The sequence below is a fragment of the Streptomyces sp. ISL-43 genome, from assembly GCF_018614195.1.
GTDB lineage: Bacteria > Actinomycetota > Actinomycetes > Streptomycetales > Streptomycetaceae > Streptomyces.
This window is the reverse complement of the sequence record NZ_JAGGOT010000060.1, coordinates 1-23,273: the sequence shown is the minus strand read 5'-3', so window position 1 is coordinate 23,273 and position 23,273 is coordinate 1. Positions and strand designations below refer to the sequence as shown.

17 protein-coding genes are annotated in these 23,273 nt (G+C 73.7%); 12 read left to right on the top strand and 5 right to left on the bottom strand.

Annotation, left to right across the window (positions count from 1 at the left end):
* Positions 1 to 7: 7 nt before the first annotated feature.
* The gene (locus J7F03_RS31430; protein WP_251072766.1) at positions 8 to 1,321 is read right to left on the bottom strand and encodes a glycosyl hydrolase; all 1,314 of its coding nucleotides are present in this window, start codon (positions 1,319 to 1,321) and stop codon (positions 8 to 10) included.
* Positions 1,322 to 1,855: 534 nt separating this feature from the next.
* Here J7F03_RS31430 and J7F03_RS31425 point away from each other — a divergent pair.
* From J7F03_RS31425 to J7F03_RS31415, 3 genes are all read left to right on the top strand, one after another.
* Complete coding sequence (locus tag J7F03_RS31425) at positions 1,856 to 5,938, top strand: NEW3 domain-containing protein (protein ID WP_214955514.1); 4,083 nt, start codon at positions 1,856 to 1,858, stop codon at positions 5,936 to 5,938.
* Positions 5,939 to 5,946: 8 nt separating this feature from the next.
* Positions 5,947 to 6,978 (top strand): LacI family DNA-binding transcriptional regulator, encoded by a 1,032-nt coding sequence (locus tag J7F03_RS31420; protein ID WP_214955511.1) that lies wholly within the window; start codon positions 5,947 to 5,949, stop codon positions 6,976 to 6,978.
* Positions 6,979 to 7,085: 107 nt separating this feature from the next.
* A complete protein-coding gene (locus tag J7F03_RS31415; RefSeq protein WP_308380038.1) occupies positions 7,086 to 8,003 on the top strand; it encodes an ROK family protein in 918 nt (305 codons plus the stop codon).
* A 21-nt stretch (positions 8,004 to 8,024) separates the two neighbouring features.
* Here J7F03_RS31415 and J7F03_RS31410 read toward each other — a convergent pair whose 3' ends face one another.
* Entirely contained in the window at positions 8,025 to 9,020 is a 996-nt protein-coding gene (locus J7F03_RS31410) for a TAXI family TRAP transporter solute-binding subunit (RefSeq protein WP_214955507.1), read from the bottom strand.
* A gap of 117 nt (positions 9,021 to 9,137) precedes the next feature.
* Here J7F03_RS31410 and miaB point away from each other — a divergent pair, with 117 nt between their 5' ends.
* Positions 9,138 to 10,652: a tRNA (N6-isopentenyl adenosine(37)-C2)-methylthiotransferase MiaB gene (gene miaB, locus J7F03_RS31405; protein WP_308380035.1), complete on the top strand. Its 1,515-nt coding sequence runs from the start codon at positions 9,138 to 9,140 to the stop codon at positions 10,650 to 10,652.
* A 45-nt stretch (positions 10,653 to 10,697) separates the two neighbouring features.
* Entirely contained in the window at positions 10,698 to 11,405 is a 708-nt protein-coding gene (locus tag J7F03_RS31400; protein WP_214955505.1) for a hypothetical protein, read from the top strand.
* Between the two features lie 102 nt (positions 11,406 to 11,507).
* Here the strand turns inward: J7F03_RS31400 and J7F03_RS31395 are convergent, their stop codons facing one another.
* Positions 11,508 to 11,753 carry an antitoxin gene (locus tag J7F03_RS31395; protein ID WP_214955503.1) on the bottom strand — a complete coding sequence of 82 codons (246 nt, stop codon included), beginning with the start codon at positions 11,751 to 11,753 and terminating at the stop codon, positions 11,508 to 11,510.
* A gap of 25 nt (positions 11,754 to 11,778) precedes the next feature.
* The gene (locus tag J7F03_RS31390; RefSeq protein WP_214955501.1) at positions 11,779 to 11,994 is read right to left on the bottom strand and encodes a gliding motility protein; all 216 of its coding nucleotides are present in this window, start codon (positions 11,992 to 11,994) and stop codon (positions 11,779 to 11,781) included.
* 221 nt (positions 11,995 to 12,215) lie between these two features.
* Here J7F03_RS31390 and miaA point away from each other — a divergent pair, with 221 nt between their 5' ends.
* From miaA to hflX, 6 genes are all read left to right on the top strand, one after another.
* Positions 12,216 to 13,154: a tRNA (adenosine(37)-N6)-dimethylallyltransferase MiaA gene (gene miaA, locus J7F03_RS31385; protein ID WP_214955499.1), complete on the top strand. Its 939-nt coding sequence runs from the start codon at positions 12,216 to 12,218 to the stop codon at positions 13,152 to 13,154.
* 131 nt (positions 13,155 to 13,285) lie between these two features.
* Positions 13,286 to 13,876, top strand: coding sequence for a hypothetical protein (locus J7F03_RS31380; protein ID WP_214955573.1), 591 nt, complete (start codon positions 13,286 to 13,288; stop codon positions 13,874 to 13,876).
* Positions 13,877 to 13,933: 57 nt separating this feature from the next.
* Entirely contained in the window at positions 13,934 to 14,809 is an 876-nt protein-coding gene (gene dapF / locus J7F03_RS31375) for a diaminopimelate epimerase (RefSeq protein WP_214955496.1), read from the top strand.
* 140 nt (positions 14,810 to 14,949) lie between these two features.
* The gene (locus J7F03_RS31370) at positions 14,950 to 17,031 is read left to right on the top strand and encodes a bifunctional (p)ppGpp synthetase/guanosine-3',5'-bis(diphosphate) 3'-pyrophosphohydrolase (RefSeq protein ID WP_214955494.1); all 2,082 of its coding nucleotides are present in this window, start codon (positions 14,950 to 14,952) and stop codon (positions 17,029 to 17,031) included.
* A gap of 75 nt (positions 17,032 to 17,106) precedes the next feature.
* A complete protein-coding gene (locus J7F03_RS31365) occupies positions 17,107 to 18,555 on the top strand; it encodes a M1 family metallopeptidase (protein ID WP_214955492.1) in 1,449 nt (482 codons plus the stop codon).
* A gap of 207 nt (positions 18,556 to 18,762) precedes the next feature.
* Complete coding sequence (hflX, locus tag J7F03_RS31360) at positions 18,763 to 20,271, top strand: GTPase HflX (RefSeq protein WP_214955490.1); 1,509 nt, start codon at positions 18,763 to 18,765, stop codon at positions 20,269 to 20,271.
* 145 nt (positions 20,272 to 20,416) lie between these two features.
* On the opposite strand, the gene J7F03_RS31355 is transcribed toward hflX, so the two are convergent.
* Positions 20,417 to 21,586 (bottom strand): serine protease, encoded by a 1,170-nt coding sequence (locus tag J7F03_RS31355; RefSeq protein WP_214955488.1) that lies wholly within the window; start codon positions 21,584 to 21,586, stop codon positions 20,417 to 20,419.
* 371 nt (positions 21,587 to 21,957) lie between these two features.
* Between J7F03_RS31355 and J7F03_RS31350 the strand changes: the two genes are divergently transcribed.
* Positions 21,958 to 23,229 (top strand): diaminobutyrate--2-oxoglutarate transaminase family protein, encoded by a 1,272-nt coding sequence (locus tag J7F03_RS31350; protein WP_214955571.1) that lies wholly within the window; start codon positions 21,958 to 21,960, stop codon positions 23,227 to 23,229.
* Positions 23,230 to 23,273: the final 44 nt, after the last annotated feature.

Genomic DNA, 23,273 nt, shown 5'->3' with positions numbered 1-23,273 from the left:
GGGCCGGTCAGGTCCGGTGGGCGGGGACGTCGGACACGTGCAGTACCTCGGTGATGCCGCGCGCGGCCAGGTGCTCGGCGTCCTCGGCGAGTTCGGCCAGGACCACCGCCGGCCGGACGCCCTGGGCGGTGAGCGCCGCCCAGGCCTCGAAGAACGCACCGCCGGGGGCGCACACCGAGCGGTCCGGCGCGGCCTCGGCGCCGCCGACGTCCACGGCGAGCGCGGTGGAGCGCACCGCCGGGCGGTGTCCGCGGCCCCGCCACTCCTCGGTGATCCGGGCGATGACCTCGCCGGCGGGCTTGGCCGCGCGGTCGTTGGTGAGCAGGCCGAGGCCGTACTCCAGCTCCGGGAAGTCCGCGAGCTCCCGCGACACGTCGTGCGAGCACCACCAGGTCACGCCCCACAGGTCCGGGCAGTCCAGGGCGTTCGCCACGGTCGCCTCGGTGAAGGAGGCCGCGTGCTCGGCCGGGATGAGCGGGGCGGGCGCGCCCACCTCCTGGAGCCAGACCGGGCGGTGCGGATCGAGGGCCCAGGCCTTGGAGAGCTCGATCAGGTACGCGGCGTGGTGCTCGGTGGCCGTCCCGGTCCGTCCGTGGCGCTGGGCGGTGCCGTTGAACACCCAGGAGTGCACGGCCGTCGCGCCGCCCAGGCGGGCCGCCTGGGCCACGGTGAAGGGGTGCCCGTCCCGGTACCAGGCGGCGTCGTACTCGGCGTGCAGGTGCAGACGGCCCGGCGCCCCCTCCTCGCAGGCGGCGAGCATCCGCTCCAGCCACCGCCCGGCCTGCTCCCGCGTGATCCGGTCGGGGGAGGGGTGGGGGTCGTCGGAGAACTGGTTGATCTCGTTGCCGACGGTCATGCCGAGGAAGTTGGGCCGGTCCGCGAGCGCGGCGGCCAGCGTGCGCAGGTACTCCTCCTGCCCGGCGACCACTTGGGGGTCGTCGAAGATGTTCCGGCGGTGCCAGGTCCCGGTCCAGGCGGGCAGGAAGTCGAAGCTCGACAGGTGGCCCTGCAGCCCGTCCACGTTGACGTCGAGCCCCCGCTCGGCGGCCGCGTCGCAGAGCGCGACGAGCTGCTCGACGGCGCGCGGGCGGATCAGCGTCCGGTTCGGCTGGAACACCGGCCACAGCGGGAAGACCCGTACGTGGTCCAGGCCGAGGCCGGCGATCGAGTCGAGGTCGGCCCTGACCTCGTCGAGGTCGAAGTCGAGCCAGTGGTGGAACCAGCCGCGCGTCGGCGTGTAGTTGGCACCGAAACGCAGGGTGCGGGCGGGTGCGGTCGGGGGTGTGGAAGCGGAGGCGGAGGCGGCGGAGCCGTCGTGCATGCGGGGTCCCGGAGTTCAGGGGGAATTCGCCGGATGCCCCATAACCTGCCGCCCCCGGCCGTTGAAAGTCAACAGGGTCGCTATCTCCGAACGTCCCGATGTGGCGCGATGAAAGACCTGACCTGCCAGGTCGTGCTGCTTATGCGCTTCAGCCCTGCTGGCAGAAGGGTTTCGGCCTCCGAAACCGAGGGAACTAATGCGGTTTAGCTGTTGTTGAGCGGTGTTGTCACACAGGAAGTGTGCGGAAATGGACAGCGGAATTACCGTCACTGCGGTCTCCACCCCGGCCCTCTTCACCGGCCCGCCGGAAACTCCCTCGCAGGTCGTCCGGGTGCGCGTCCGCAGGGCGCGCCCGGCCGGTCCGCTGCACCTGCGCGTGCACGGCGACGGCATCAACACCCCGCACCCGCGCGTCGTGCGCGCCGACACCGCCGAGGCCTACGCCGCCGCCGACGCCCGCGCGGATCCGGCCGGGTCCGGCCCCCGGCCGGCCCCCGGCCGGCTCCCGAGTCCACCGTCGAGTCCACCGTCGAGGTGGCCGTCCGCACCGCCGGCGCCGCCCCCGGGACCGTCCTGCCCGCCACCGTCCGCGTCACCACCCCGGACGGCCGCCCGCTCGCCGACCGGCCCTTCGGCCTGGTCGTCGCCGAGCCGGGCTGGACCGTCCGGCTCGTGCCCCACTTCCACTACGACCCCATGTGGTGGAACACCCAGGCCGCATACACCGCCCTCTGGGACGCCCCGCCGCGGCCCGGCGAGGCCGCGCGCGGCTGGGAGTACACGGGGGTCCCCGCCTTCACCCTGATCCCGCTCCACCTCCAACAGGCGCGCGAGGACCCGGCGTACCGCTTCGTGCTCTCCGAGGTCGACTACCTCAAGCCCTACTGGGACAGCCACCCCGGCGAGCGCGCCGAGCTGCGCGCGCTGATCGCCGAGGGCCGCGTGGAGATCGTCGGCGGCACCTACAACGAGCCCTCCACCAACCTCACCTCCGCCGAGACCACCATCCGCAGCGCCGTCCACGGCCTCGCAATGCACCGCGGCACCCTCGGCGCCGACCCGCGCACCGCCTGGCAGCTCGACGTCTTCGGCCACGACCCGTCCTTCCCTGCCCTGATGGCCGGCGCCGGCCTCGACTCCGCCGTCCTGGCCCGCGGCCCCCACCACCAGTGGGGCCCGATGATGGACACCTGGGGCGACGAGCTGCGCGCCCCCGCCGCCATGCAGCTGCCCGCCGAGTACGAGTGGATCGCGCCCGGCGGCGAGGGCCTGCTCCTGCACTACCTGCCCGCGCACTGCTCCGCCGGCTGGTTCTCCCACCAGGCCCCCGACGCGCAGGCCGCCGCCGGGCAACTGCTCGACCTGTACGAGCTCCTGCGCACCGCCGCGGCGACGAAGAACGTGCTGATCCCCATGGGCACCGACTTCTCCTGGCCGCACCGCTGGGGCCTGGACGTGCAGCACGCCTGGAACCGCCGCTACTGCTGGCCCCGCATGGAACACACCGGCCCGCGCGCCCACTTCGACGCCGTCCGCGCCGAGTTCGCGGCGCGCGGCGAGCACCCGCTGCCCGTCACCCGGGAGATGGGCCCGGTCTACACCGGCAAGGACGTCACCTACATCGACGTGAAACAGGCCCACCGGGCGGCGGAGAACCTCCTCGAACAGGCCGAGACCTTCGCCGCGCTGGCCTGCGCCGAAGGGCTGATCGACTACCCCGCCCAGACCCTGTCCAAGGCCTGGCGCCACCTGCTGCACGCCGCCCACCACGACGCCGTCACCGGGACCTTCTCCGACCAGGTGTACCTCGACCTGCTCCCCACCTGGCGCGAGGCCCACGACCTGGCCGCCGGCGTACGGGACGAGGCGCTGCACGCGCTGACCGCCGAGGCCGACACCCGGGGCCCCGGGCCGCTCGCCGTCACCGTGCACAACCCGGTGTCGTGGACCCGCACCGACCTGGTCCGTGCCGGCGTCGACCTCGCGGTACTGGGCCTGGCCGACGGCCGCGCCGACCGGATCACCGTCCTCGACGGCACGGGCCGGCGCGGGCCGGTCCACGTCGAGGCCGTCTCGCAGGGCGTCGCCGAGGTGGTCTTCCTCGCCGAGGACGTGCCCTCGCTGGGCCACCGCACGTGGTGGCTCGCCGCCTCCCGACTGCCGCTCTCCGGCGGCTGGGAGCCGGCAGCGGGTCTCGCCGTCCAGAACCGGTTCCTGCGCGCCGAGGCCGACCCCGCGCGCGGCGGCGGCCTCGCCCGGCTGCTGGACCGGCGCACCGGGCAGGAGCTGATCACCGCGGGCGAGGTGGACGAGCTCGTGGTGCAGGAGGAGTACGACGAGCACCCCTTCTTCGAAGAGGGCCCCTGGCACCTGCTGCCCAAGGGGCCGGGCACCGGATCGGGCGCCGCGCCCGCCGGGTCCTGCCGGGTGGAGCGCGGGCCGCTCGGCTCGCGCATCGTGGCCACCGGGCGGACCGGGCCCGTCCGCTGGACCCGGACGACCACCCTGTGGGACGGCCTGGACCGGGCTGAACTCACCACGACGGTGCACGAGTTCGACGGCTGCGACCAGCTGCTGCGGCTGCGGATACCGGCCGACGTGCCCGGCGCGCTGCCCGTCGCCGAGACCGCGGCGGCCGTGGTCGGGCGCGGTTTCGCCTTCCCCGAGGCGGACGCCGGCGCCGACCGCACGCGGGCCCCGTGGACCCTGGACAGCCCCTGCCTGAACTGGTTCGCGCTGTCGGCGCCTATGACCGGCCCGGGCGGGCGTGCCCTGGGGGCCGCCGAGATCGTGCTCCCGGACGGGGACGGTTCTCCTCCCTGCGGGGCCCCGGGCCTGCGGGAGCTCGTCACCGCGCTCGGCCGCCACGGAGTCACCGCGACCCCGACCCGGCCGGGCGGGCCGCGATGGGGCGACCTGGCGGTGGACAGCAGCCTGCCCGACTTCCGCATCGCGCTCGGCGGCCCCGGGGAGAACGCCTTCACGGCGGCGGTGCTGGAGTCGGCCGGTCCCGCGTACGCGAAGGCGGTACGGGAACACGCGCGGGTCTGGATCCCGGCCCGCGCCGGGCTCCGCTCGCTCTGGAGCCCCGGCTGCGACCTGACCGGCGTCCGCGACCTGCCGGTCCTGGTCCTCACGGAGCCGGCGGCGGAGCTCGCCCGGGCCGTGGCCGCGTCGGGCCGGCTCGAAGCCGGGGCTCCGGCGGCCGGAGCGGACGGGCACGAGGCGGCGTACCCGCACGAGGCGGCGTACGCGCGCGGCGAGGCGTACCCCCACGGCGAGGCGTACGCGCACGGGGAGGCGTACGCGGACGGGGTGGCTCGCGCGGACCGTGAGGCCTACGCCGGCCGCACGGTCGGGATCCTGGTGCGCGGCACGCCCGGCTTCGCCGTCGACACCGCCGGGCGGCTGCACAGCACCCTGATGCGGTCCTGCACCGGCCGCCCGAGCGGCGAGTGGATGGACCCTCCACGGCGGACCGCACCCGACGGCAGCTCCTTCCAGCTCCAGCACTGGACCCACGTCTTCGAGCACGCGCTGGTCGCGGGCTCCGGGGACTGGCGCGCGGTGGACCTGGTGCGCCGGGGACGGGAGTTCAACAAGCCGCTGACGGCCGTCACGGCCGTCCCCGGCGAGGGGCCCCGCCCGGCCGCGCGCTCGCTGCTCGGCGTGGAGCCGGCCGACCGGTTGCTGATCGAGACGGTGAAGCGGGCCGAAGGCTCCGGCAACCTCGCGGTCCGGCTGCGCGAAACGCACGGCCGCGCGGTGACGGCCGAGACGCTGTGGCCGACGGATCCGGCCGCCGAGGCCGATCTGCTGGACCGCCCGACCGGCCGCTTCGAGGGCGGGATCCAGGGCGCCGCGACGACCACCCTGCTGCTGCGCGCGCAATCGGGCATGCCGCTGCGGGAGCGCGAACGGGAGCCGCACCAGCCGGTGTTCAGCCGCTACTGGCTGCACAACACCGGGACGGCTCCGCTCGGCGACGCGCCGTACACGGTGACGTGTGACGGGACCGCCTCCGAGGCAACGGTCACCGTCGCGGCCCACGGGGAGGCGGCCGGCGGCCCGGTCGCGCTGGAGGTCCGGGCCCCCGACGGCTGGCGGACCTCCTGGACCCGGCAGCGGGTCGACCTTCCGGCCGGCGGCCACGCCTCGCTCCCGCTGACGGTGGAGCCCGCCGCCGGCGCGGAACCCGGCGAACACCTGGTCCGGGTCGTCGCCGGCACCCTGGCGGGGGAGTTCGAGGACGTCCTCACCGTCGCCGTCCCCGGGGCCCCCGCCGGCCCCGCCGGGCTGTGGGTGGACGCGCCGGAGCCCGCCGTCACCGTCGCCCCCGGAGCGCGGGCCCTGCTGCGCGCACGCATCGGCTCCACCGGCATCCGCACCACGCTGACGGGGCAGGCGTACGCCGTCTCCCCGTACGGCGCCTGGCAGTTGACGGCCCCCGCCGTGCAACCGGTCGAGGTGCCGGCGGACGGCGCGGCCGAGGCCGTCTTCGAGGTGCGGCCGCCGCTCGCCGCCCCTCCCGGGGAGTACTGGGTCGTGGTCAAGGCGGTCTGTCAGGGCAGGATCGCGTACGGTCCGGCCATTGCCGTCCACGTCAGCGAGGGATGAGACAGGCCATGGCCCGCAGACCCACCATCAAGGACATCGCCCGCCAGGCCGGTGTGTCGCAGAGCGCGGTCTCCTTCGCGCTCAACGACCGGCCGGGAGTCTCCCAGGACACCCGTGCCCGCATCCGCCGGGTCGCCGAAGAGCTCGGCTGGCAGCCCAACAGCGCCGCCCGCGCCCTCTCCGGCGAACAGTCCGGCGCCGTCGGACTGGTCCTCGCCCGGCCCGCGCACACCCTCGGCGTCGAGTCCTTCTTCCTCCAGCTGGTCTCCGGCATCCAGGAAGTCCTGGCCGCCGGCCGGATCGCCCTGCTCTTCCAGGTCGCCCCGGACATCGACGCCGAATGCGCGGTCTACCGCCGCTGGTGGGCCGAACGGCGCGTCGACGGGGTCATCGTCGTGGACCCGAGGACCGACGACCCGCGCCCCGCCCTCCTCGAACAGCTCGCCCTGCCCGCGGTCACCGTGGGGGAGACCGACCCGCCCTCCACGCTGTCCGCGGTCCGGGCGGACGACGCCGGCGCCATGGCACAGGTCCTCGACCACCTGCACGGGCTCGGCCACCGCCGGATCGCGCACGTCGCCGGACTGCCCGGGCTCGCCCACACCGAGCGCCGGATCCGCTCGCTGCGCACCGAGGCCGCCCGGCTCGGGCTCGGCCCCGGCCAGGTCCGCTCGGTCGCCACCGACTACTCGGACGTCGAGGGCGCGGCGGCCACCCGGCGGATCCTCGCCGAGCCCCGCCCCCCGACCGCGATCGTCTACGACAACGACGTGATGGCGGTGGCCGGCGCCGCCGTCGCCGCCGAACTGGGCATCCCCGTGCCGGACCGGCTCTCCATCGTGGCCTGGGACGACTCCGCGCTCTGCCGGGTCACCCACCCCCGGCTCACCGCCCTCGTCCGGGACACCGGGGCCTTCGGCCGGGTCGCGGCCGAGGAACTCCTCGCCCTCCTCGCGGGCAGCCCGCCGAGGTCACGCGAGAGCGAGCGGCCCCGGCTCGAGCCCCGCGAGAGTACGGCGCCGCCGCCGGCCGCATACTGAATTCGAGACCCTCCCTGGAGCCCACCGTGACCACTCCCACCCCCGCACCCACCTCCGCGTTTCCCGGCCCCCGCGCCGGCGCGGGGGCAGCCGGCCCGACGGTCGCGATCGACATCGGCGGTACGAAGATCGCCGGCGCCCTGGTGGACTGCGACGGCACGATGACGGCCACCACGCGCCGCCCGACCCCGCGCGGCACGGACGGCGACACCGTCTTCGCCGCAGTCGCCGAGGTCGTCGCCGAGCTCGCGAAGTCCCCGCTCTGGCCCTCGGCGGTCCGCTGCGGCATCGGCAGCGCGGGCCCGGTGGACGCCGCGCTCGGCACGGTCAGCCCGGTCAACATCGGTGCCTGGCGGGGCTTCCCCGTCCAGGCCCGGGTGGAGGCGGAGCTCGCGCGGCACGGAGCGCGGATCCCGACGGTGCTGGTCGGCGACGGGGTGGCGATGACCGCCGCCGAGCACTGGCTGGGCGCCGCCCGGGGCCACGCCAACGCACTGTGCATGGTGGTCTCCACCGGCGTCGGCGGCGGACTCGTCCTGAACAACCGGCTCCACCCCGGACCCACCGGCAACGCGGGCCACATCGGTCACATCAGCGTCGCCTTCGACGGGGAGCCGTGCGCCTGCGGGGGCCGCGGCTGCGTGGAGTCCATCGCCTCCGGCACCGCCATCGCGCGCTGGGCCCTGGCACAGGGCTGGACCCCGGCCGGGGACGCCACGGCCGCCGGGGCGGCCTCGGCGGCCGCGGCGGGCGACCCGGTCGCGCTGGCCGCCTTCGACCGGGCGGGCCGGGCACTGGCCGCGGCCATCGCGGCCACCGCCACCCTCGTCGAAACCGACATCGCCGTCGTCGGAGGGGGCGTGGCCGCCGCCGGAGACACCCTCTTCGGGCCGATCCGCACGCACCTGGCCTCGTACGCGACCCTGTCCTTCGTCACGGACCTGCGGGTCGTGCCGGCGACGCTGGGCACGCACGCCGGCCTGATCGGCGCGGCCGCCGCGGCGACCATGCTGCTGTCGTCCTGAGGCGAAGCGCCGGGAAGAGGGCTACGGCTTGACGGAGCGGTAGTAGCGGGCCGCGCCCGTGTGCAGCTCCAGCGGGTCCGTGTAGATCGCCGTCCGCAGGTCGACCAGCTGCGCCGCGTGCACCTGGTGTCCGATGGAGTCCCGGCTGTTGATCACCGTGCGGGTGAACTGCTCCGTCAGCTCGGCGCCCGTGTCCTCCCGGGTCACCAGCAGGTTCGGCACCGCCACCGTGGCCACCGCCGAGGTGTTGCGGGCGCGCGCGTAGGCGTCCTGCGGCATCACCGCCGCCCGGTAGTAGCGCGCCGGGCTGCCGCTCGCCTGGAGGGCCTCCACCAGGTCGCCGAGCTGCACGAGCCGGATGTCGAACCGATCCGCCAGCTCGCGCACGGCGTTGGTCGGCAGTCCGCCCGACCAGAAGAAGGCGTCGATCCGGCCGGCTTCCAGCTCCGCCGGCATGGTGTCGATGCCGATGGACACCGGGGTGACGTCGCGGGCGGCGTCCAGCCCCGCCGCGGTGAGCAGCCGCTCCGAGACCAGCCGCACCCCCGAGCCGCTCTGGCCCACCGCTACCCGCTTGCCGCGCAGGTCCCGGGCCGACTGGACCGGGGAACCGGCGGGCACCACGAGCTGCACGTAGTCGTCGTAGAGCCGGGCACAGCCGCGCAGCCGGTCCGCGCCGGGCTTCCGGTCGATCCGGTACTTGGACACCGCGTCCGCCGTCGCCACCGTGAAGTCCGCCGAGCCGTCGGCCACCCGCTGCAGGTTCTGCTGCGAGCCCTCGCTGGTCTCCAGCCGCACGCGCACCCCGGGCATGTTCACCGCGAGCTTCTGCTCCAGCAGCTGCCCGTAGCGGTGGTAGACCCCGGTCTGGACGCCGGTGCTGAAGGTGAGGTCCCCCTTGAGCTCGGGCTCCCCGAAGGGCCTCAGCCACCAGACGAGCGCGCACAGGACGGCCAGTACGGCCACCAGGGCCCGCAGGGCACGGCGCCTGCTGATCCGGGGCGGTACGAGAGGCATGTCCGCGATCCTGCCACCGACCCGCCCTCCTGTCACGGCCCGCCCGCACGCACGCCCGCCCCCGCCCCCGCCCGCCGCCGGGGCCCGGCCGCCCTACCCGACCCTTACCCTTGCTAGGTGAGCACCGAGGGCGAGGCGACTGTTTTGAAAACGTACGAGGTCCGGACGTACGGCTGTCAGATGAACGTGCACGACTCCGAGCGGCTGTCCGGCCTGCTGGAGGACGCCGGGTACGTCCGCGCCCCCCAGGGGTCCGACGGCGACGCCGACGTCGTCGTGTTCAACACGTGCGCCGTCCGCGAGAACGCCGACAACAAGCTTTACGGCAACCTCGGCCGCCTCGCCCCGATGAAGACCAAGCGCCCCGGCATGCAGATCGCCGTCGGCGGCTGCCTCGCGCAGAAGGACCGCGACACGATCGTGGACCGGGCCCCCTGGGTCGACGTGGTCTTCGGCACGCACAACATCGGCAAGCTGCCCGTCCTGCTGGAGCGCGCGCGCATCCAGGAGGAGGCGCAGATCGAGATCGCCGAGTCGCTGGAGGCGTTCCCCTCCACGCTGCCGACCCGGCGCGAGTCCGCGTACGCGGCCTGGGTCTCGATCTCCGTCGGCTGCAACAACACCTGCACCTTCTGCATCGTCCCGGCGCTGCGCGGCAAGGAGGAGGACCGCCGTCCCGGCGACATCCTCGCCGAGGTCGAGGCACTGGTCGCCGAGGGCGTCTCGGAGATCACCCTGCTCGGCCAGAACGTGAACGCCTACGGCTCCGACCTGGGCGACCGCGAGGCCTTCTCCAAGCTGCTGCGGGCCTGCGGCGCCATCGAGGGCCTGGAGCGGGTCCGCTTCACCTCCCCGCACCCGCGCGACTTCACCGACGACGTGATCGCGGCGATGGCCGAGACCCCGAACGTCATGCCGCAGCTGCACATGCCGATGCAGTCCGGATCGGACACGATCCTGAAGGCGATGCGCCGCTCGTACCGCCAGGAGCGCTTCCTCGGCATCATCGAGAAGGTTCGCGCCGCCATCCCGCACGCGGCGATCTCCACCGACATCATCGTGGGCTTCCCCGGCGAGACCGAGGAGGACTTCCAGCAGACGATGCACGCGGTGCGCGAGGCCCGCTTCGCGAACGCCTTCACCTTCCAGTACTCCAAGCGCCCCGGGACCCCGGCCGCCGACATGGAGGGGCAGATCCCCAAGGAGGTCGTCCAGGAGCGGTACATGCGCCTGGTCGCCCTCCAGGAGGAGATCTCCTGGGACGAGAACAAGAAGCAGGTCGGCCGCACCCTGGAGGTCATGGTCGCGGAGGGCGAGGGCCGCAAGGACGGCGCCACGCACCGGCTGTCCGGGCGCGCCCCCGACAACCGCCTCGTGCACTTCACGAAGCCGCAGGAGGAGGTCCGCCCCGGCGACGTGGTGACCGTGGAGATCACCTACGCGGCCCCGCACCACCTGCTGGCCGAGGGCCCGACCCAGTCGGTACGCCGCACGCGTGCGGGCGACGCGTGGGAGAAGCGCAACGCCGCTCCGGCGCAGCCGAAGGGCGTCCTGCTGGGGATCCCCACCCTGGGCGTCCCGGCCCCGCTGCCGGTGGCGGCGTCGGGCTGCGCGGCTCCCGCGTCTTCCTGAGGCAGGGACCTCCCGGGGCTGCCGGGTGCGGCTACGCTGCAGATCATGCTCGTAGCCGCTGCCGTCTGCCCCGCCCCGCCGATGCTCGTGCCCGAGATCGCCGCGGGGGCCGCCGCCGAACTCGCTGACGCCCGTACCGCGTGTTCCGACGCGCTGTCCGTGCTCGCCGCCTCCCGGCCCGATCTGCTCGTGGTCGTCGGAGCCTGTGACGAGGAGCATTCCGGTTCCTACCCCCAGGGCGCCCGCGGCACCTTCCGCGGCTTCGGGGCCGGGACCGACGTACGGCTCGGAGGGGGCGAGGAAGGCCCGCGCCTGCTGCCCGCCCCGCTCGCCGTCGGGGCCTGGCTGCTCGGCCGGGCGGGCTGGGGCACCGCGCCCCTGGAAGGGCTCGGGGTCGCGGGGCCGCTGGACACGGTCCGGTGCATGGCGGCCGGCCGCGAGCTCGCCGCGCGTTCTTCCCGGGTCGCACTGCTCGTGATGGGTGACGGCAGCGCCTGCCGGTCCCTCAAGGCCCCCGGCTACCTCGACGACCGCGCCGCCGCCTTCGACACCGAGGCCGCCCGCGCGCTCGGCGCCGCCGACGTGGCCGCGCTCGCCGCCCTCGACGCCGGGCTCGCCGGCGAGCTCCAGGCCGCCGGACGGGCCCCCTGGCAGGTCCTCGCGGGCGCCGCGGAGGGCGCCGGCCTCGAAGGGCGGCTGCTGTACGAGGACGCGCCGTACGGGGTCGGATACTTCGTCGCCGCCTGGTCGTAGGCATCCCCGGGTACAGCCTGACGGGGGGGATACGGCCGACCGGGGTACGGCAGAGGGGCGCGACACCACACTCGGTGGTGCCACGCCCCTCTGGTGACCGCGTCAGGAAGCCGCCGGCGGCGTCGGCCCGCCGGGGGTGTCCTTGTGCGCGATCTTGCCCAAGGCACCCTTCGCCTTGTCCGCGCCGCTAGAGATCTGGCCGCTGTACTTGCCCTTGGTCTTGGAGTCGACGGCCTTCGCCATCTTGTCCAGATTCTGGGTGATCTTGCCCTCGTGCTGCTGCGCGAGGTCGCCGACCTTGTCTTTCGCGGGCGCGAGCTTGGCCTTCAGATTGTCCAGCAGGCCCATGGGTCACCTTCCATTGGCGGGGTAGCTACGTACGGGCACCCTCGCCGGCCTCGCTGTCCGCGGCGACCTCCGCCGACTGCTGCTTCGGGATCTCGACGGCTTCCGCCGCGCTCTCCTCGGCCTCAGCCGGCCCGGTCTCGGCCTGGTCGGCCGTCACGGACTCCGCCGTCAGATCCGCGGCGGCGACCTCTTCGGTCGTCGCCTGGCTCTTGCGGCCGAGAAGCCGGTCCAAAATGCCCATGTCTACTCCTATAACGTTACTCGTGTGAGTGAAGTTCCGCCGTGGACGGACCCGTGGATGTAGCCGTGCACGGACCGTGGACCGACCGGCCTGCGCCGGTCCGGAGCCGGGCGTACGACAGGCGCGCGCCGGGCCGGAACCCCGCCAAGGCAACGACCCCGATCCGGGCCCGTCACGTAGCTCGATCGGGTACATGCCGTGGGGTTTGCGAGACTGGGGCGGTGAGGAAAGCAGCCCCCGCCCCGCGGGTCATCGCCGTCGTAGGACCCACCGCCGCCGGAAAGTCGGATCTGGGGGTGGCCCTGGCCCGTCATTTCGACGGCGAAGTCGTCAACGCCGACTCGATGCAGCTGTATCGGGGGATGGACATCGGCACCGCCAAACTGACGACCGAGGAACGCGGCGGGGTCCCGCACCACCTCCTCGACATCTGGGACGTCACCGAGACCGCGAGCGTCGCCGAGTACCAGCGCCTGGCCCGCGCCGAGATCGACGCACTGCTCGCCCAGGGCCGCACCCCCGTCCTCGTCGGCGGCTCCGGCCTGTACGTGCGCGGCGCGCTCGACGCCATGGAGTTCCCCGGGACCGACCCCGAGATCCGGGCCCGCCTGGAGGCCGAGGCCACCCTGCGCGGCCCCGGCGCCCTGCACGCCCGGCTCGCCGCCGCCGACCCGGCCGCAGCGCAGGCGATCCTGCCCAGCAACGGCCGCCGCATCGTGCGCGCGCTGGAGGTCATCGAGATCACCGGCCGGCCGTTCACCGCGAACCTGCCCGGCCACGAGTCCGTCTACGACACGGTCCAGATCGGCGTGGACGTCGCCCGGCCCGAGCTCGACGAGCGGATCGCGCTGCGCGTGGACCGGATGTGGGAGGCCGGGCTGGTGGAGGAGGTCCGCACCCTGGAGGCCGCGGGGCTGCGTGACGGAATCACCGCCTCCAGGGCGCTCGGCTACCAGCAGGTGCTGACCGCGCTCGCCGGGGAGTGCACGATGGAGGAGGCCCGGGCCGAGACGGTCCGCGCCACCAAGCGGTTCGCCCGCCGCCAGGACTCGTGGTTCCGCCGTGACCCGAGGGTGAACTGGCTCAGCGGGGCCGTCGCGGACCGGGCGGAACTCGGCGGACTCGCGCAGTCGTTGGTCGAACGAGCGGTCACAGCCTGATCACGTGATGGCATCGGGACGCCCCGTGCGCCCGTTCGGGGCCTGACGGCGTGCCATCATCAAACTTCCGCCGGTGCCGTCACCGGCGGTGAACGACGGCATACGAAGTCCGAGTGGGAGGGCGCGTGGCGATGGAGGCCGGCCCTCGCGACACCGGTCGGGACGACACCCGACGGGAAACGGACCCGATGCTTCACGGTGAGCTCGCCGCGGCGCAGGACGGGTTCGGCGGCGATGGCCTCGGAGCCGACGGCCTGGGCGCCGACGGCCTGGAGGTCGACGGCCTGGAGGTCGACGGCCTCGGGCTGCCCGCGGAGCCCGCGCGGCTGACCCCCGACGGCCCGGACGCGCCGGACTCCGCCGAGGCGGAAGCCGCCGGCGCCCCCGCCTTCGAGGTGGAGCTGCGCCCGCAGCGGCGGCTGCGCCTGTGGCAGATCGCCCCCATCGTCGTGCTGGCCGCCTCCGGATCCCTGATGTTCGCCTTCCCGCTCGCCTTCGAGTTCGGCGACGGCGGAGCGGTCGTCGCCATGCTCGGGTTCCTGATCTGCTGCTGCGCGGGCGGCTGGGGCATGATGGCCGCGTGCCGCGTGGGCTACGCCCTGCCCGGGCTCCCGGCCCGCGGCTCCGGCCGGCGCCCCGACTTGCGGGTGGCCGCCCTGTACGCGCTGCTCGCGCTGGCCGTCGTGGCGCTCGCGGTGTACCGGGTGGCCCGGCTCCGCTAGGCCGTCTCTTCGGACAGGGCCAGGTCCTGCCCCGTCACGGCTCGGTACCATGGGCGGGTGACGCAGACGAGCCTCTCCTTCCTCAAGGGCCACGGCACCGAGAACGACTTCGTGATCGTTCCGGACCCGGACAACGCCATCGAGCTGCCGGCGTCCGCCGTCGCCCGGCTGTGCGACCGGCGGGCCGGGATCGGCGCCGACGGCGTACTGCACGTCGTCCGCTCCGCCGCGCACCCCGAGGCGGCGCACATGGCCGGCGAGGCCGAGTGGTTCATGGACTACCGCAACAGCGACGGCTCCATCGCCGAGATGTGCGGCAACGGAGTCCGCGTCTTCGCCCGCTACCTCCAGCACGCGGGCCACGCCGAGCCCGGCGACCTGGCCGTCGCCACCCGGGGCGGCGTCAAGCGCGTGCACCTCGACAAGGGCGGCGACGTGACCGTCTCCATGGGCCGCGCCGAGCTGCCCGAGGGCGAGGTCACCGTCTCCGTCGGAGCCCGTTCCTGGCCCGCGCGCAACGTCAACATGGGGAACCCGCACGCGGTGGCGTTCGTTGACAGCCTGGACGATGCCGGGAACCTGCTGGACCCGCCCCCGTACAGCCCGGCGTCCGCCTACCCGACAGGTGTCAACGTCGAGTTCGTCGTCGACCGCGGCCCCCGGCACGTCGCCATGCGCGTCCACGAGCGCGGCTCCGGCGAGACTCGCTCCTGCGGCACCGGCGCCTGCGCGGTCGCCGTGGCCGCCATCCGCCGCGACGGCGCGGACCCGGCCGTCACCGGCGCGCCCGCCACGTACACCGTCGATCTGCCCGGCGGCACCCTGGTCATCACCGAACGCCCCGACGGCCGGATCGAGATGACCGGACCCGCCGTCATCGTGGCCGAGGGCGAGTTCGATCCGGCCTGGCTCACCGAAACGGCTTTCGTCTAAAGCTTCCCTCTAATGGGTGATCCGTTTCACGCTGAGCGAGAGGTGGACTGCGCCACGTGGTGGGGTCGGTAGCATCAGGCACCGGCCCTGAGGGCTCACCCCATGCCCGTCGCCGCCGGTCGAAGCCGCCGGAGGTGCCCATGAGTGCAGAGGCCACGAACCCCGAAGCACGCCCCGAAGAGCGCCCAGAACTCCGCAGACGGGGCCGGACCAGGCTTGACCTGCGACGACTTGGGCGCGCCGCACTGCTCGGCCCCACGTCCAGGGACCGGCTGCCGGACGCGATCGGCCACGTCGCCGAAGCGCACCGAGCCCACCACCCCGACGCGGACCTGTCCGTCCTGCGCCGCGCGTACCTGCTCGCCGAGACCTCGCACCGCGGTCAGATGCGCAAGAGCGGTGAGCCGTACATCACACATCCGCTCGCCGTCACCCTCATCCTGGCCGAACTCGGCGCCGAGACCACCACCTTGACGGCCTCTCTCCTCCACGACACCGTCGAGGACACCGACGTGACCCTCGATCAGGTCCGCGAGGAGTTCGGCCAGGAGGTCTGCTTCATCGTCGACGGCGTCACCAAGGTCGAGAAGATCGACTACGGGGCCGCCGCCGAGCCCGAGACCTTCCGCAAGATGCTCGTCGCCACCGGCAACGACGTCCGCGTGATGTCCATCAAACTCGCCGACCGGCTGCACAACATGCGCACCCTCGGGGTGATGCGCCCGGACAAACAGGCCCGCATCGCCAAAGTCACCCGGGACGTGCTGATCCCGCTCGCCGAACGCCTCGGCGTACAGGCCCTGAAGACCGAGCTGGAAGACCTGGTCTTCGCGATCCTGCATCCCGAGGAGTACGAGTACACCCGCGCCCTCATCGCGGCCCACGCGGGGGACCGCGACCCGCTGCCCGCCATCGCCGACTCCGTACGGGCCGTCCTGCGCGAGGCGGGCATCGCCGCCGAGGTGGTGGTGCGGCCCCGGCACTTCGTCTCCGTGCACCGGATCGCCCTCAAGCGCGGGGAGCTGCGGGGCTCCGACTTCGGCCGCCTGCTGGTCCTCGTGGCCGAGAACGCCGACTGCTACGGGGTACTCGGGGAGCTGCACACCTGTTTCACGCCGGTCGTCTCGGAGTTCAAGGACTTCATCGCCGCCCCGAAGTTCAACCTCTACCAGTCGCTGCACACGGCCTTCGCCACGCCCGAGGGGTACGTCGCCGAGGTCATCGTGCGGACCCGTCAGATGCACCGGGTCGCGGAGGCGGGCGTGGTGGCGCTCGGGAATCCGTACACGGCCCCGCCGGCGGCCGAGGCGGCCGACTGCGACGAGGAGCGGGTGGACCCGACGCGGCCCGGCTGGCTTTCGCGGCTGCTCGACTGGCAGCAGTCGGCGCCCGATCCCGACACCTTCTGGAACGTCCTGCGCTCGGAGCTGGCCCAGGACCGCGAGATCACCGTGTTCCGGGCCGACGGCGGCACGCTGGGCCTGCCGGGCGGCGTCAGCTGCATCGACGCCGCCTACGCGCAGTACGGCGAGGCGGCCCACGGCTGTATCGGCGCCCGGGTCAACGGGCGCCTGACCTCCCTGTCCTCCCGGCTCTCGGACGGGGACACCGTCCAGCTGCTGCTCTCGCACGACGCCTCCTCCGGGCCGGCCGCCGACTGGCTGGACCACGCCAGGACTCCGGCCGCCCGGATCGCCATCAGCAGCTGGCTGGAGTCCCATCCCGACGGGGCCGGGCCCGCGGCGGCCGCGCCGCGGGCGCCGCTGTCCGTGGTGGGGGCCCGGGGCGGCGGCGGCAACGCGGTCGCCGACCTGCCGGACGCCACCGTGCGGCTCGCGGGGTGCTGCACGCCGGTGCCGCCGGACGCGGTGGAAGGGTTCGTCGTACGGGGTGGGGCCGTCACCGTGCACCGGGTCCACTGCGCGACGGTGGCCCAGATGCGGGCGGTGGGGCGCACCCCCGTCGCCGTGCACTGGCGGGCGACCGCCGACTGCCGGGTCACGCTGCTCGCCGAATCGTTCGGCCGCCCGCACCTGCTGGCCGATCTGACCGAGGCCATCGCCCGCGAGGGGGTCGAAGTGGTCTCCGCGACCGTGGAACCGCCGGTCGAACAGCGGGTCCGGCACTCCTACACCCTCCAGCTGCCCGACGCGGCGGGACTACCGGGGCTCATGCGCGCCATGCGGGACGTGCCGGGCGTCTACGACGTCAGCCGGGCGTAGCCCGCCCGACCCGTTCGGGTGGAGCCGTCGCGCGCCGGGCGCGGGCGCGTGGCGGGCGCTGATATGCGGTAGAGGATGCAGCTCACCTCCCCGCGCCTGCGCGCCGCCCTGCTGGCCGCGGCCTCCCTCACCCTCGTCGCCGCGGTGGTGCCCCCGCCCAAGGCGCTCGGCATCGGCGACCCGTTGTTCCCGGAACTCGGGAACCCCGGCTACGACGTGCTCTCGTACGACCTGTCCTTCGCGTACAAGACCAACAGCAGCCCCCTCGACGCGGTCACCGTCATCGACGCGCGCACCCTCACGCGGCTCGAATCCGTCAACCTGGACTTCACCCACGGGAAAGTGGCGTCCGCCGAGGTCAACGGGGAGCCGGCGCAGTTCGCGGGCATCGGGGAGGACCTCGTGCTCACCCCCGCCCGGCCGGTGGACGCGGACGCCGCCCTGCACATCACCATCCGGCACACGAGCGATCCGCGCGGCCGCGGCGACGGCGGCTGGGTGGTCACCGAGGACGGGCTGGCGATGGCCAACCAGGCCGACGCCGCCCACCGGGTCTTCCCCTGCAACGACCACCCCGCCGACAAGGCGTACTTCACCTTCCACATCACCGCGCCGGCGGGGCTCACGGCCGTCGCCAACGGGGTGCCGGGCCTGCTCCCGGCCCACCGGAGGGGCGCGGCGACCACGTGGACGTACCGGACGCTGCACCCGATGGCCACCGAACTCGCCCAGGTCTCGGTCGGCGACTCGGCCGTCGTGCACGGCACCGGGCCGCACGGGCTGCCGCTGCGCGACGTGGTCCCGGCGGCGGACCGCGAGCGGCTGGATCCGTGGCTGAAGAAGACCGCCGGCCACATCGAATGGATGGAGGCACGGGTCGGCCGCTACCCCTTCGAGAACTACGGGGTGCTGATCGCGAAGGCCACGACCGGCTTCGAGCTGGAGACGCAGACGCTGTCGCTCTTCGAGAGCGGGCTGTTCGCGGGCGGCGGGGGATACCCCGAGTGGTACGTCGAGTCGGTGATGGTCCACGAACTGGCCCACCAGTGGTTCGGCGACAGCGTGACCCCGCGCGCCTGGTCGGACCTGTGGCTCAACGAAGGCCACGCCACCTGGTACGAAGCCCTGTACGCGGACGGCCTCGGCAAGTACTCCCTGGAGCGGCGGATGCGCGAGGCGTACCAGCGCTCCGACCAGTGGCGCGCGGCCGGCGGGCCCCCTGCCGCGCCGAAGCCCGCCGCCAAGGGCGAGAAGATCGGGCTGTTCCGGCCGGCGGTCTACGACGGGGCCGCGCTGATCCTCTACGCACTGCGGCAGGAGATCGGGGCCGCGGCCTTCGACCGGGTGGAGCGGCGCTGGGTGGGCGAGCACCGGGACTCGGTCGCGGGCACGGAGGACTTCGTACGGCTGGCGTCCGAGGAGGCCGGACGGGACCTGGGGACCTTCATGGAGCCGTGGTTGTACGGGAAGAAGACGCCCGCCATGCCGGGGCATCCCGAGTGGAGCGGCCCGAAAAGCGTGTGACGCGTGCGGAACGGGCATGCCACCATCGACGAGGCCGTTCTACGGGGCTCCGCACCACGCGGGCGCCGCTTCGCGGGGGCAGCCCGGGGAATCTCCGGGGAGTGTCACGCGTTGGACGTGACAGTGTTGAGTCACGCGCGGGAGTAGCTTTGGCCTTGGCTCCGCTTCGCCTGACGCGGACGCATTCGAATACGACGTAAGGATCCAATGACCTCCTCTTCTTCCCCTTCCCAGGACGCGCGGGACGACGCACAGACTGCGGCGGACTCGCAGAGCTTCACCGAGAGCCTTCGGGCCGACGCCCTGATGGAAGAGGACGTCGCCTGGAGCCACGAGGTCGACGGTGACCGGGACGGCGCGCAGTACGAGCGCTCCGAGCGCGCGGCCCTGCGCCGTGTGGCCGGCCTCTCCACCGAGCTCGAGGACGTCACCGAGGTCGAGTACCGCCAGCTCCGCCTGGAGCGGGTCGTACTCGTGGGCGTGTGGACCTCCGGCACGGCGCAGGACGCGGACAACTCCCTCGCGGAGCTCGCCGCCCTCGCCGAGACGGCGGGCGCACTCGTACTCGACGGCGTGATCCAGCGCCGCGACAAGCCCGACCCGGCCACCTTCATCGGTTCCGGCAAGGCGCGCGAGCTGCGCGACATCGTCATGGAGAGCGGCGCCGACACCGTCGTCTGCGACGGCGAACTCAGCCCCGGCCAGCTCATCGCCCTCGAAGACGTCGTCAAGGTGAAGGTGGTCGACCGGACCGCGCTCATCCTCGACATCTTCGCCCAGCACGCCAAGTCCCGAGAGGGCAAGGCGCAGGTCGCGCTCGCGCAGATGCAGTACATGCTGCCGCGACTGCGCGGCTGGGGTGCCTCGCTGTCCCGCCAGATGGGTGGCGGCGGCGGTGGCGGCATGGCCACCCGAGGCCCCGGTGAGACCAAGATCGAGACCGACCGGCGCCGGATCCGCGAGAAGATGGCGAAGATGCGCCGGGAGATCGCGGACATGAAGACCGGCCGCGACATCAAGCGGCAGGAACGGCGCCGCAACAAGGTGCCCTCGGTCGCCATCGCCGGATACACCAACGCCGGCAAGTCCTCGCTGCTCAACCGCCTCACGGGCGCGGGCGTACTGGTGGAGAACGCGCTGTTCGCCACCCTCGACCCGACCGTGCGCCGGGCCGAGACGCCGTCCGGCCGGGTCTACACCCTGGCCGACACGGTCGGCTTCGTCCGGCACCTGCCCCACCACCTCGTCGAGGCGTTCCGCTCCACGATGGAGGAGGTCGGCGACTCCGACCTCATCCTGCACATCGTGGACGGCTCGCACCCGGCTCCGGAGGAGCAGCTGGCGGCGGTCCGCGAGGTCATCCGCGAGGTCGGCGCAGTCAAGGTGCCCGAGATCGTCGTGATCAACAAGGCGGACGCGGCCGACCCGCTGGTGCTCCAGCGCCTGCTGCGGATCGAGCGGCGCTCCATCGCCGTCTCGGCACGCACCGGCCAGGGCATCGAGGAACTCCTCGCGCTCATCGACGCCGAGCTGCCGCGGCCGGCGATCGAGGTCGAGGCCGTGGTGCCGTACACGCGCGGCTCGCTGGTCGCCCGTGCGCACGCCGAGGGCGAGGTGATCTCCGAGGAGCACACGGCGGAGGGCACCCTGCTCAAGGCGCGGGTGCACGCGGAACTGGCGGCGGAGTTCGCTCCGTACGTGCTCGCGAAGCACTGACGCGGCGGCCTTCGGGCCACGCCGCACGAGAAGAGGGCCCCCGCGGATGCGGGGGCCCTCTTCCGTCATGCGGTCCGTGCGCGGGAGCGCGGCCCGCTCATGGGGACCCGGGGCTCCCGGGCCGTGTGGACCCGGGACCGTCCGGTTACTTGAACTTGCCGCTCACGGCGTCGAAGATGCCCTTCGCCTCCGGGCCCAGCCGGGGCCCGGCCAGCCAGCCCGCCTTCGCGGGGCCGATCGAGGTGTTCGACACCAGCGCCGGCTTGCCGTCGGCGCCCGCCGCGACCCAGCCGCCGCCCGAGGAACCGCCGGTCATCGTGCAGCCGATGCGGTACATCGCGGGGTCGGTCGTGTTCAGCGACAGCCGGCCCGGCTTGTCGGTGCACTGGAAGGCCTTCTGACCGTCGAACGGAGCCGCCGCCGGGTATCCGGTGGCCGTCATGTTCGCGATCTTGGGCGTGGTCGGAGCGGTGAAGTCCACCGGGAGCGCCGTACCGACCGTCTCCTCCAGGGACTTGCCGGCACCCTTCTCGGGGGTCACGTGCAGCACCGCGAAGTCGTACGGTGCGCCCGCGCCGCCGGTCGGACCACCGGTCGCGATCCACTGGTCGGAGGTCTGCGCCCAGTCGCTCCACCACACGCCGTAGGGGGCCACTTCCTCGCGCGGCGCGCCCTTGAGCGCGGCCGCCGGCTTGCCCGCGTTGTTGTACGACGGGACGAAGGCGATGTTGCGGTACCAGCCGCCGGACTTGCCCGCGTGCACGCAGTGGCCGGCCGTCCAGACCATGTTGGACTTGCCGGGGTGCGCAGGGTCCTTGACGACGGTCGCCGAGCAGACCATCGAGCCCTCGGGGCCGTCGAAGAAGACCTTGCCGGAGGCCGGGACGCTCTGGTGGTAGGTCGGGTTCACGGCCTTGGCCGTCACCGGGGCCGGGACGGGATCGGTCACGCCCTGGTCCTTGCCGGCGTCCGGGTCGACGGCCGGGGGCTGCGGAGTCTTGTCGGCGTCACGCATCCGGTCCGGGTCCCACAGGTCCTCGATGATCGGGTTGATGTAGTCGCCCGCCTCGCGGAGCCAGTCCTCCCTCTTCCAGTCCTTCCACGCACCTCCCTTCCACTTCTCCAGGTCGATGCCGTGCTCCTTGAGCTTGTCCTTGAGGCTGTCCGGGATCTTCACCCCGTCAAGGCTGGTGGGCAGGCTCGCCGCAACGGTCGGCTTGGCGTCGGTCTCACCGTCGCCGGGCCCGCACGCCGCGGCGGTCAGCGCGAGCGCGGCCGAGCACAGGATCGCGGTGACCGGTCGGATCGGTCGCATGTCGTGAATCCCCCTGGTGGTTCGGGATGGTGCCTGGGTGGCTGCCTGGGTGGCGCCTGGGTTGCAGCACCCCACTATGCCGCTGCCGTGGGGGACGGCACAGCCCGGGGCGACGGTTCCGCCGGCGGGGGCCGAATCCCCGGGCGGGGCAAGGATCTTGAGGCCACCCGTGATCGGTCGCCGCCACCGTCGTTGGTACGTACGGGGGATGGGGGAGCAGCGTTGGTGTTCGAGGCGCACTCCGGAAGAGCAACCGTGCGGGAGGAGCGACACTCGTGGCTTTGACGAGCGGGCAGGCCGAGGCCACGCACGTCCCACCGCAGGCGGGCCGGGGACCGGATGCGGGTCCGGTCTCCGGGCCGGGCGAGGGGATCCTGCGGCGGCAGGCCCAACGGGAGTCCGCCGCGCGGACGTACGCGCGCTCCCTGCCGATCGTCCCGGTGCGCGCCCGCGGGCTGACCATCGAAGGCGCGGACGGACGGCGCTACCTCGACTGCCTCTCCGGCGCAGGCACCCTCGCCCTCGGCCACAACCACCCGGTGGTGCTCGAAGCCATCCGCGGAGTCCTCGACTCCGGAGCTCCGTTGCACGTCCTGGACCTCGCCACACCGGTCAAGGACGCTTTCACCACCGAGCTGTTCGCCAACCTGCCGGCGGGACTGGCCGCCGACGCCCGCGTCCAGTTCTGCGGTCCGGCCGGGACGGACGCGGTGGAGGCCGCGCTCACGCTCGTGCGCACCGCCACCGGCCGGTCGGGGCTGCTCGCCTTCACCGGGGCCTACCACGGCATGACCGCGGGAGCGTTGGAGGCCTCGGGCGGAGCGAGGGACACACGGGTGACCCGGCTGCCGTATCCGCAGGACTACCGCTGCCCGTTCGGGGTCGGCGGGGCCGAGGGGGCGGAGCTGTCGGCCCGTTGGACGCAGAACCTGCTCGACGACCCCAAAGGCGGGGTGGAGCCGCCGGCCGGGATGATCGTCGAACCCGTCCAGGGCGAGGGCGGGGTCCACCCCTCCCCGGACGACTGGCTGCGCAGGATGCGGGAGATCACGGCGGCACGGGGGATCCCGCTGATCGCCGACGAGGTCCAGACGGGGGTCGGGCGGACCGGAGCGTTCTGGGGCGTGGACCACGCGGGGGTCGTACCCGACGTGATGGTGCTGTCCAAGGCCATCGGCGGAAGCCTGCCGCTCGCCGTCATCGTGTACCGGGCGGAGCTCGACCAGTGGGCCCCCGGAGCCCATGCCGGGACCTTCCGGGGCAACCAGCTGGCCATGGCGGCGGGCACCGCGACACTGGCCTACGTCCGGCAGAACGGCCTCGCGGACCGCGCGCGGATCCTGGGCGCGCGGATGCTCGCCTCCCTGCGCGGCCTGGCCCCGCACCACGCGGCCATCGGGGACGTACGGGGCCGGGGGCTGATGATCGGCGTCGAACTGATCGACCCCGACACCGGGGGAGCCGCGCCCGCCCTCGCGGTGGCCGTCCGCCAGGCGTGCCTGGACCGGGGCTTGATCGTCGAACTCGGCGGCCGCCACTCCAGCGTCGTCCGCCTCCTCCCGCCACTGACCCTGACCGACGAACAGGCCGCAGCCGTCCTCGACCGCCTCGCCGACGCCATCCCCGCCGCCACCCGCCGCTAAGGACCCCCTATGCCCAACCCCACCCACCCCGATTCCCCCGAGCC

Excerpts from the sequence above, each read along its gene's own strand:
- J7F03_RS31380 (WP_214955573.1), top strand. The coding sequence starts at position 13,286 with ATGGAGGCCGGCCCTCGCGACACCGGTCGGGACGACACCCGACGGGAA.
- J7F03_RS31400 (WP_214955505.1), top strand. The coding sequence starts at position 10,698 with ATGCTCGTAGCCGCTGCCGTCTGCCCCGCCCCGCCGATGCTCGTGCCC.
- J7F03_RS31355 (WP_214955488.1), bottom strand. The coding sequence starts at position 21,586 with ATGCGACCGATCCGACCGGTCACCGCGATCCTGTGCTCGGCCGCGCTC.
- J7F03_RS31420 (WP_214955511.1), top strand. The coding sequence starts at position 5,947 with ATGGCCCGCAGACCCACCATCAAGGACATCGCCCGCCAGGCCGGTGTG.
- J7F03_RS31365 (WP_214955492.1), top strand. The coding sequence starts at position 17,107 with ATGCAGCTCACCTCCCCGCGCCTGCGCGCCGCCCTGCTGGCCGCGGCC.
- hflX (WP_214955490.1), top strand. The coding sequence starts at position 18,763 with ATGACCTCCTCTTCTTCCCCTTCCCAGGACGCGCGGGACGACGCACAG.
- J7F03_RS31370 (WP_214955494.1), top strand. The coding sequence starts at position 14,950 with ATGAGTGCAGAGGCCACGAACCCCGAAGCACGCCCCGAAGAGCGCCCA.
- J7F03_RS31390 (WP_214955501.1), bottom strand. The coding sequence starts at position 11,994 with ATGGGCATTTTGGACCGGCTTCTCGGCCGCAAGAGCCAGGCGACGACC.
- J7F03_RS31410 (WP_214955507.1), bottom strand. The coding sequence starts at position 9,020 with ATGCCTCTCGTACCGCCCCGGATCAGCAGGCGCCGTGCCCTGCGGGCC.
- J7F03_RS31430 (WP_251072766.1), bottom strand. The coding sequence starts at position 1,321 with ATGCACGACGGCTCCGCCGCCTCCGCCTCCGCTTCCACACCCCCGACC.
- J7F03_RS31395 (WP_214955503.1), bottom strand. The coding sequence starts at position 11,753 with ATGGGCCTGCTGGACAATCTGAAGGCCAAGCTCGCGCCCGCGAAAGAC.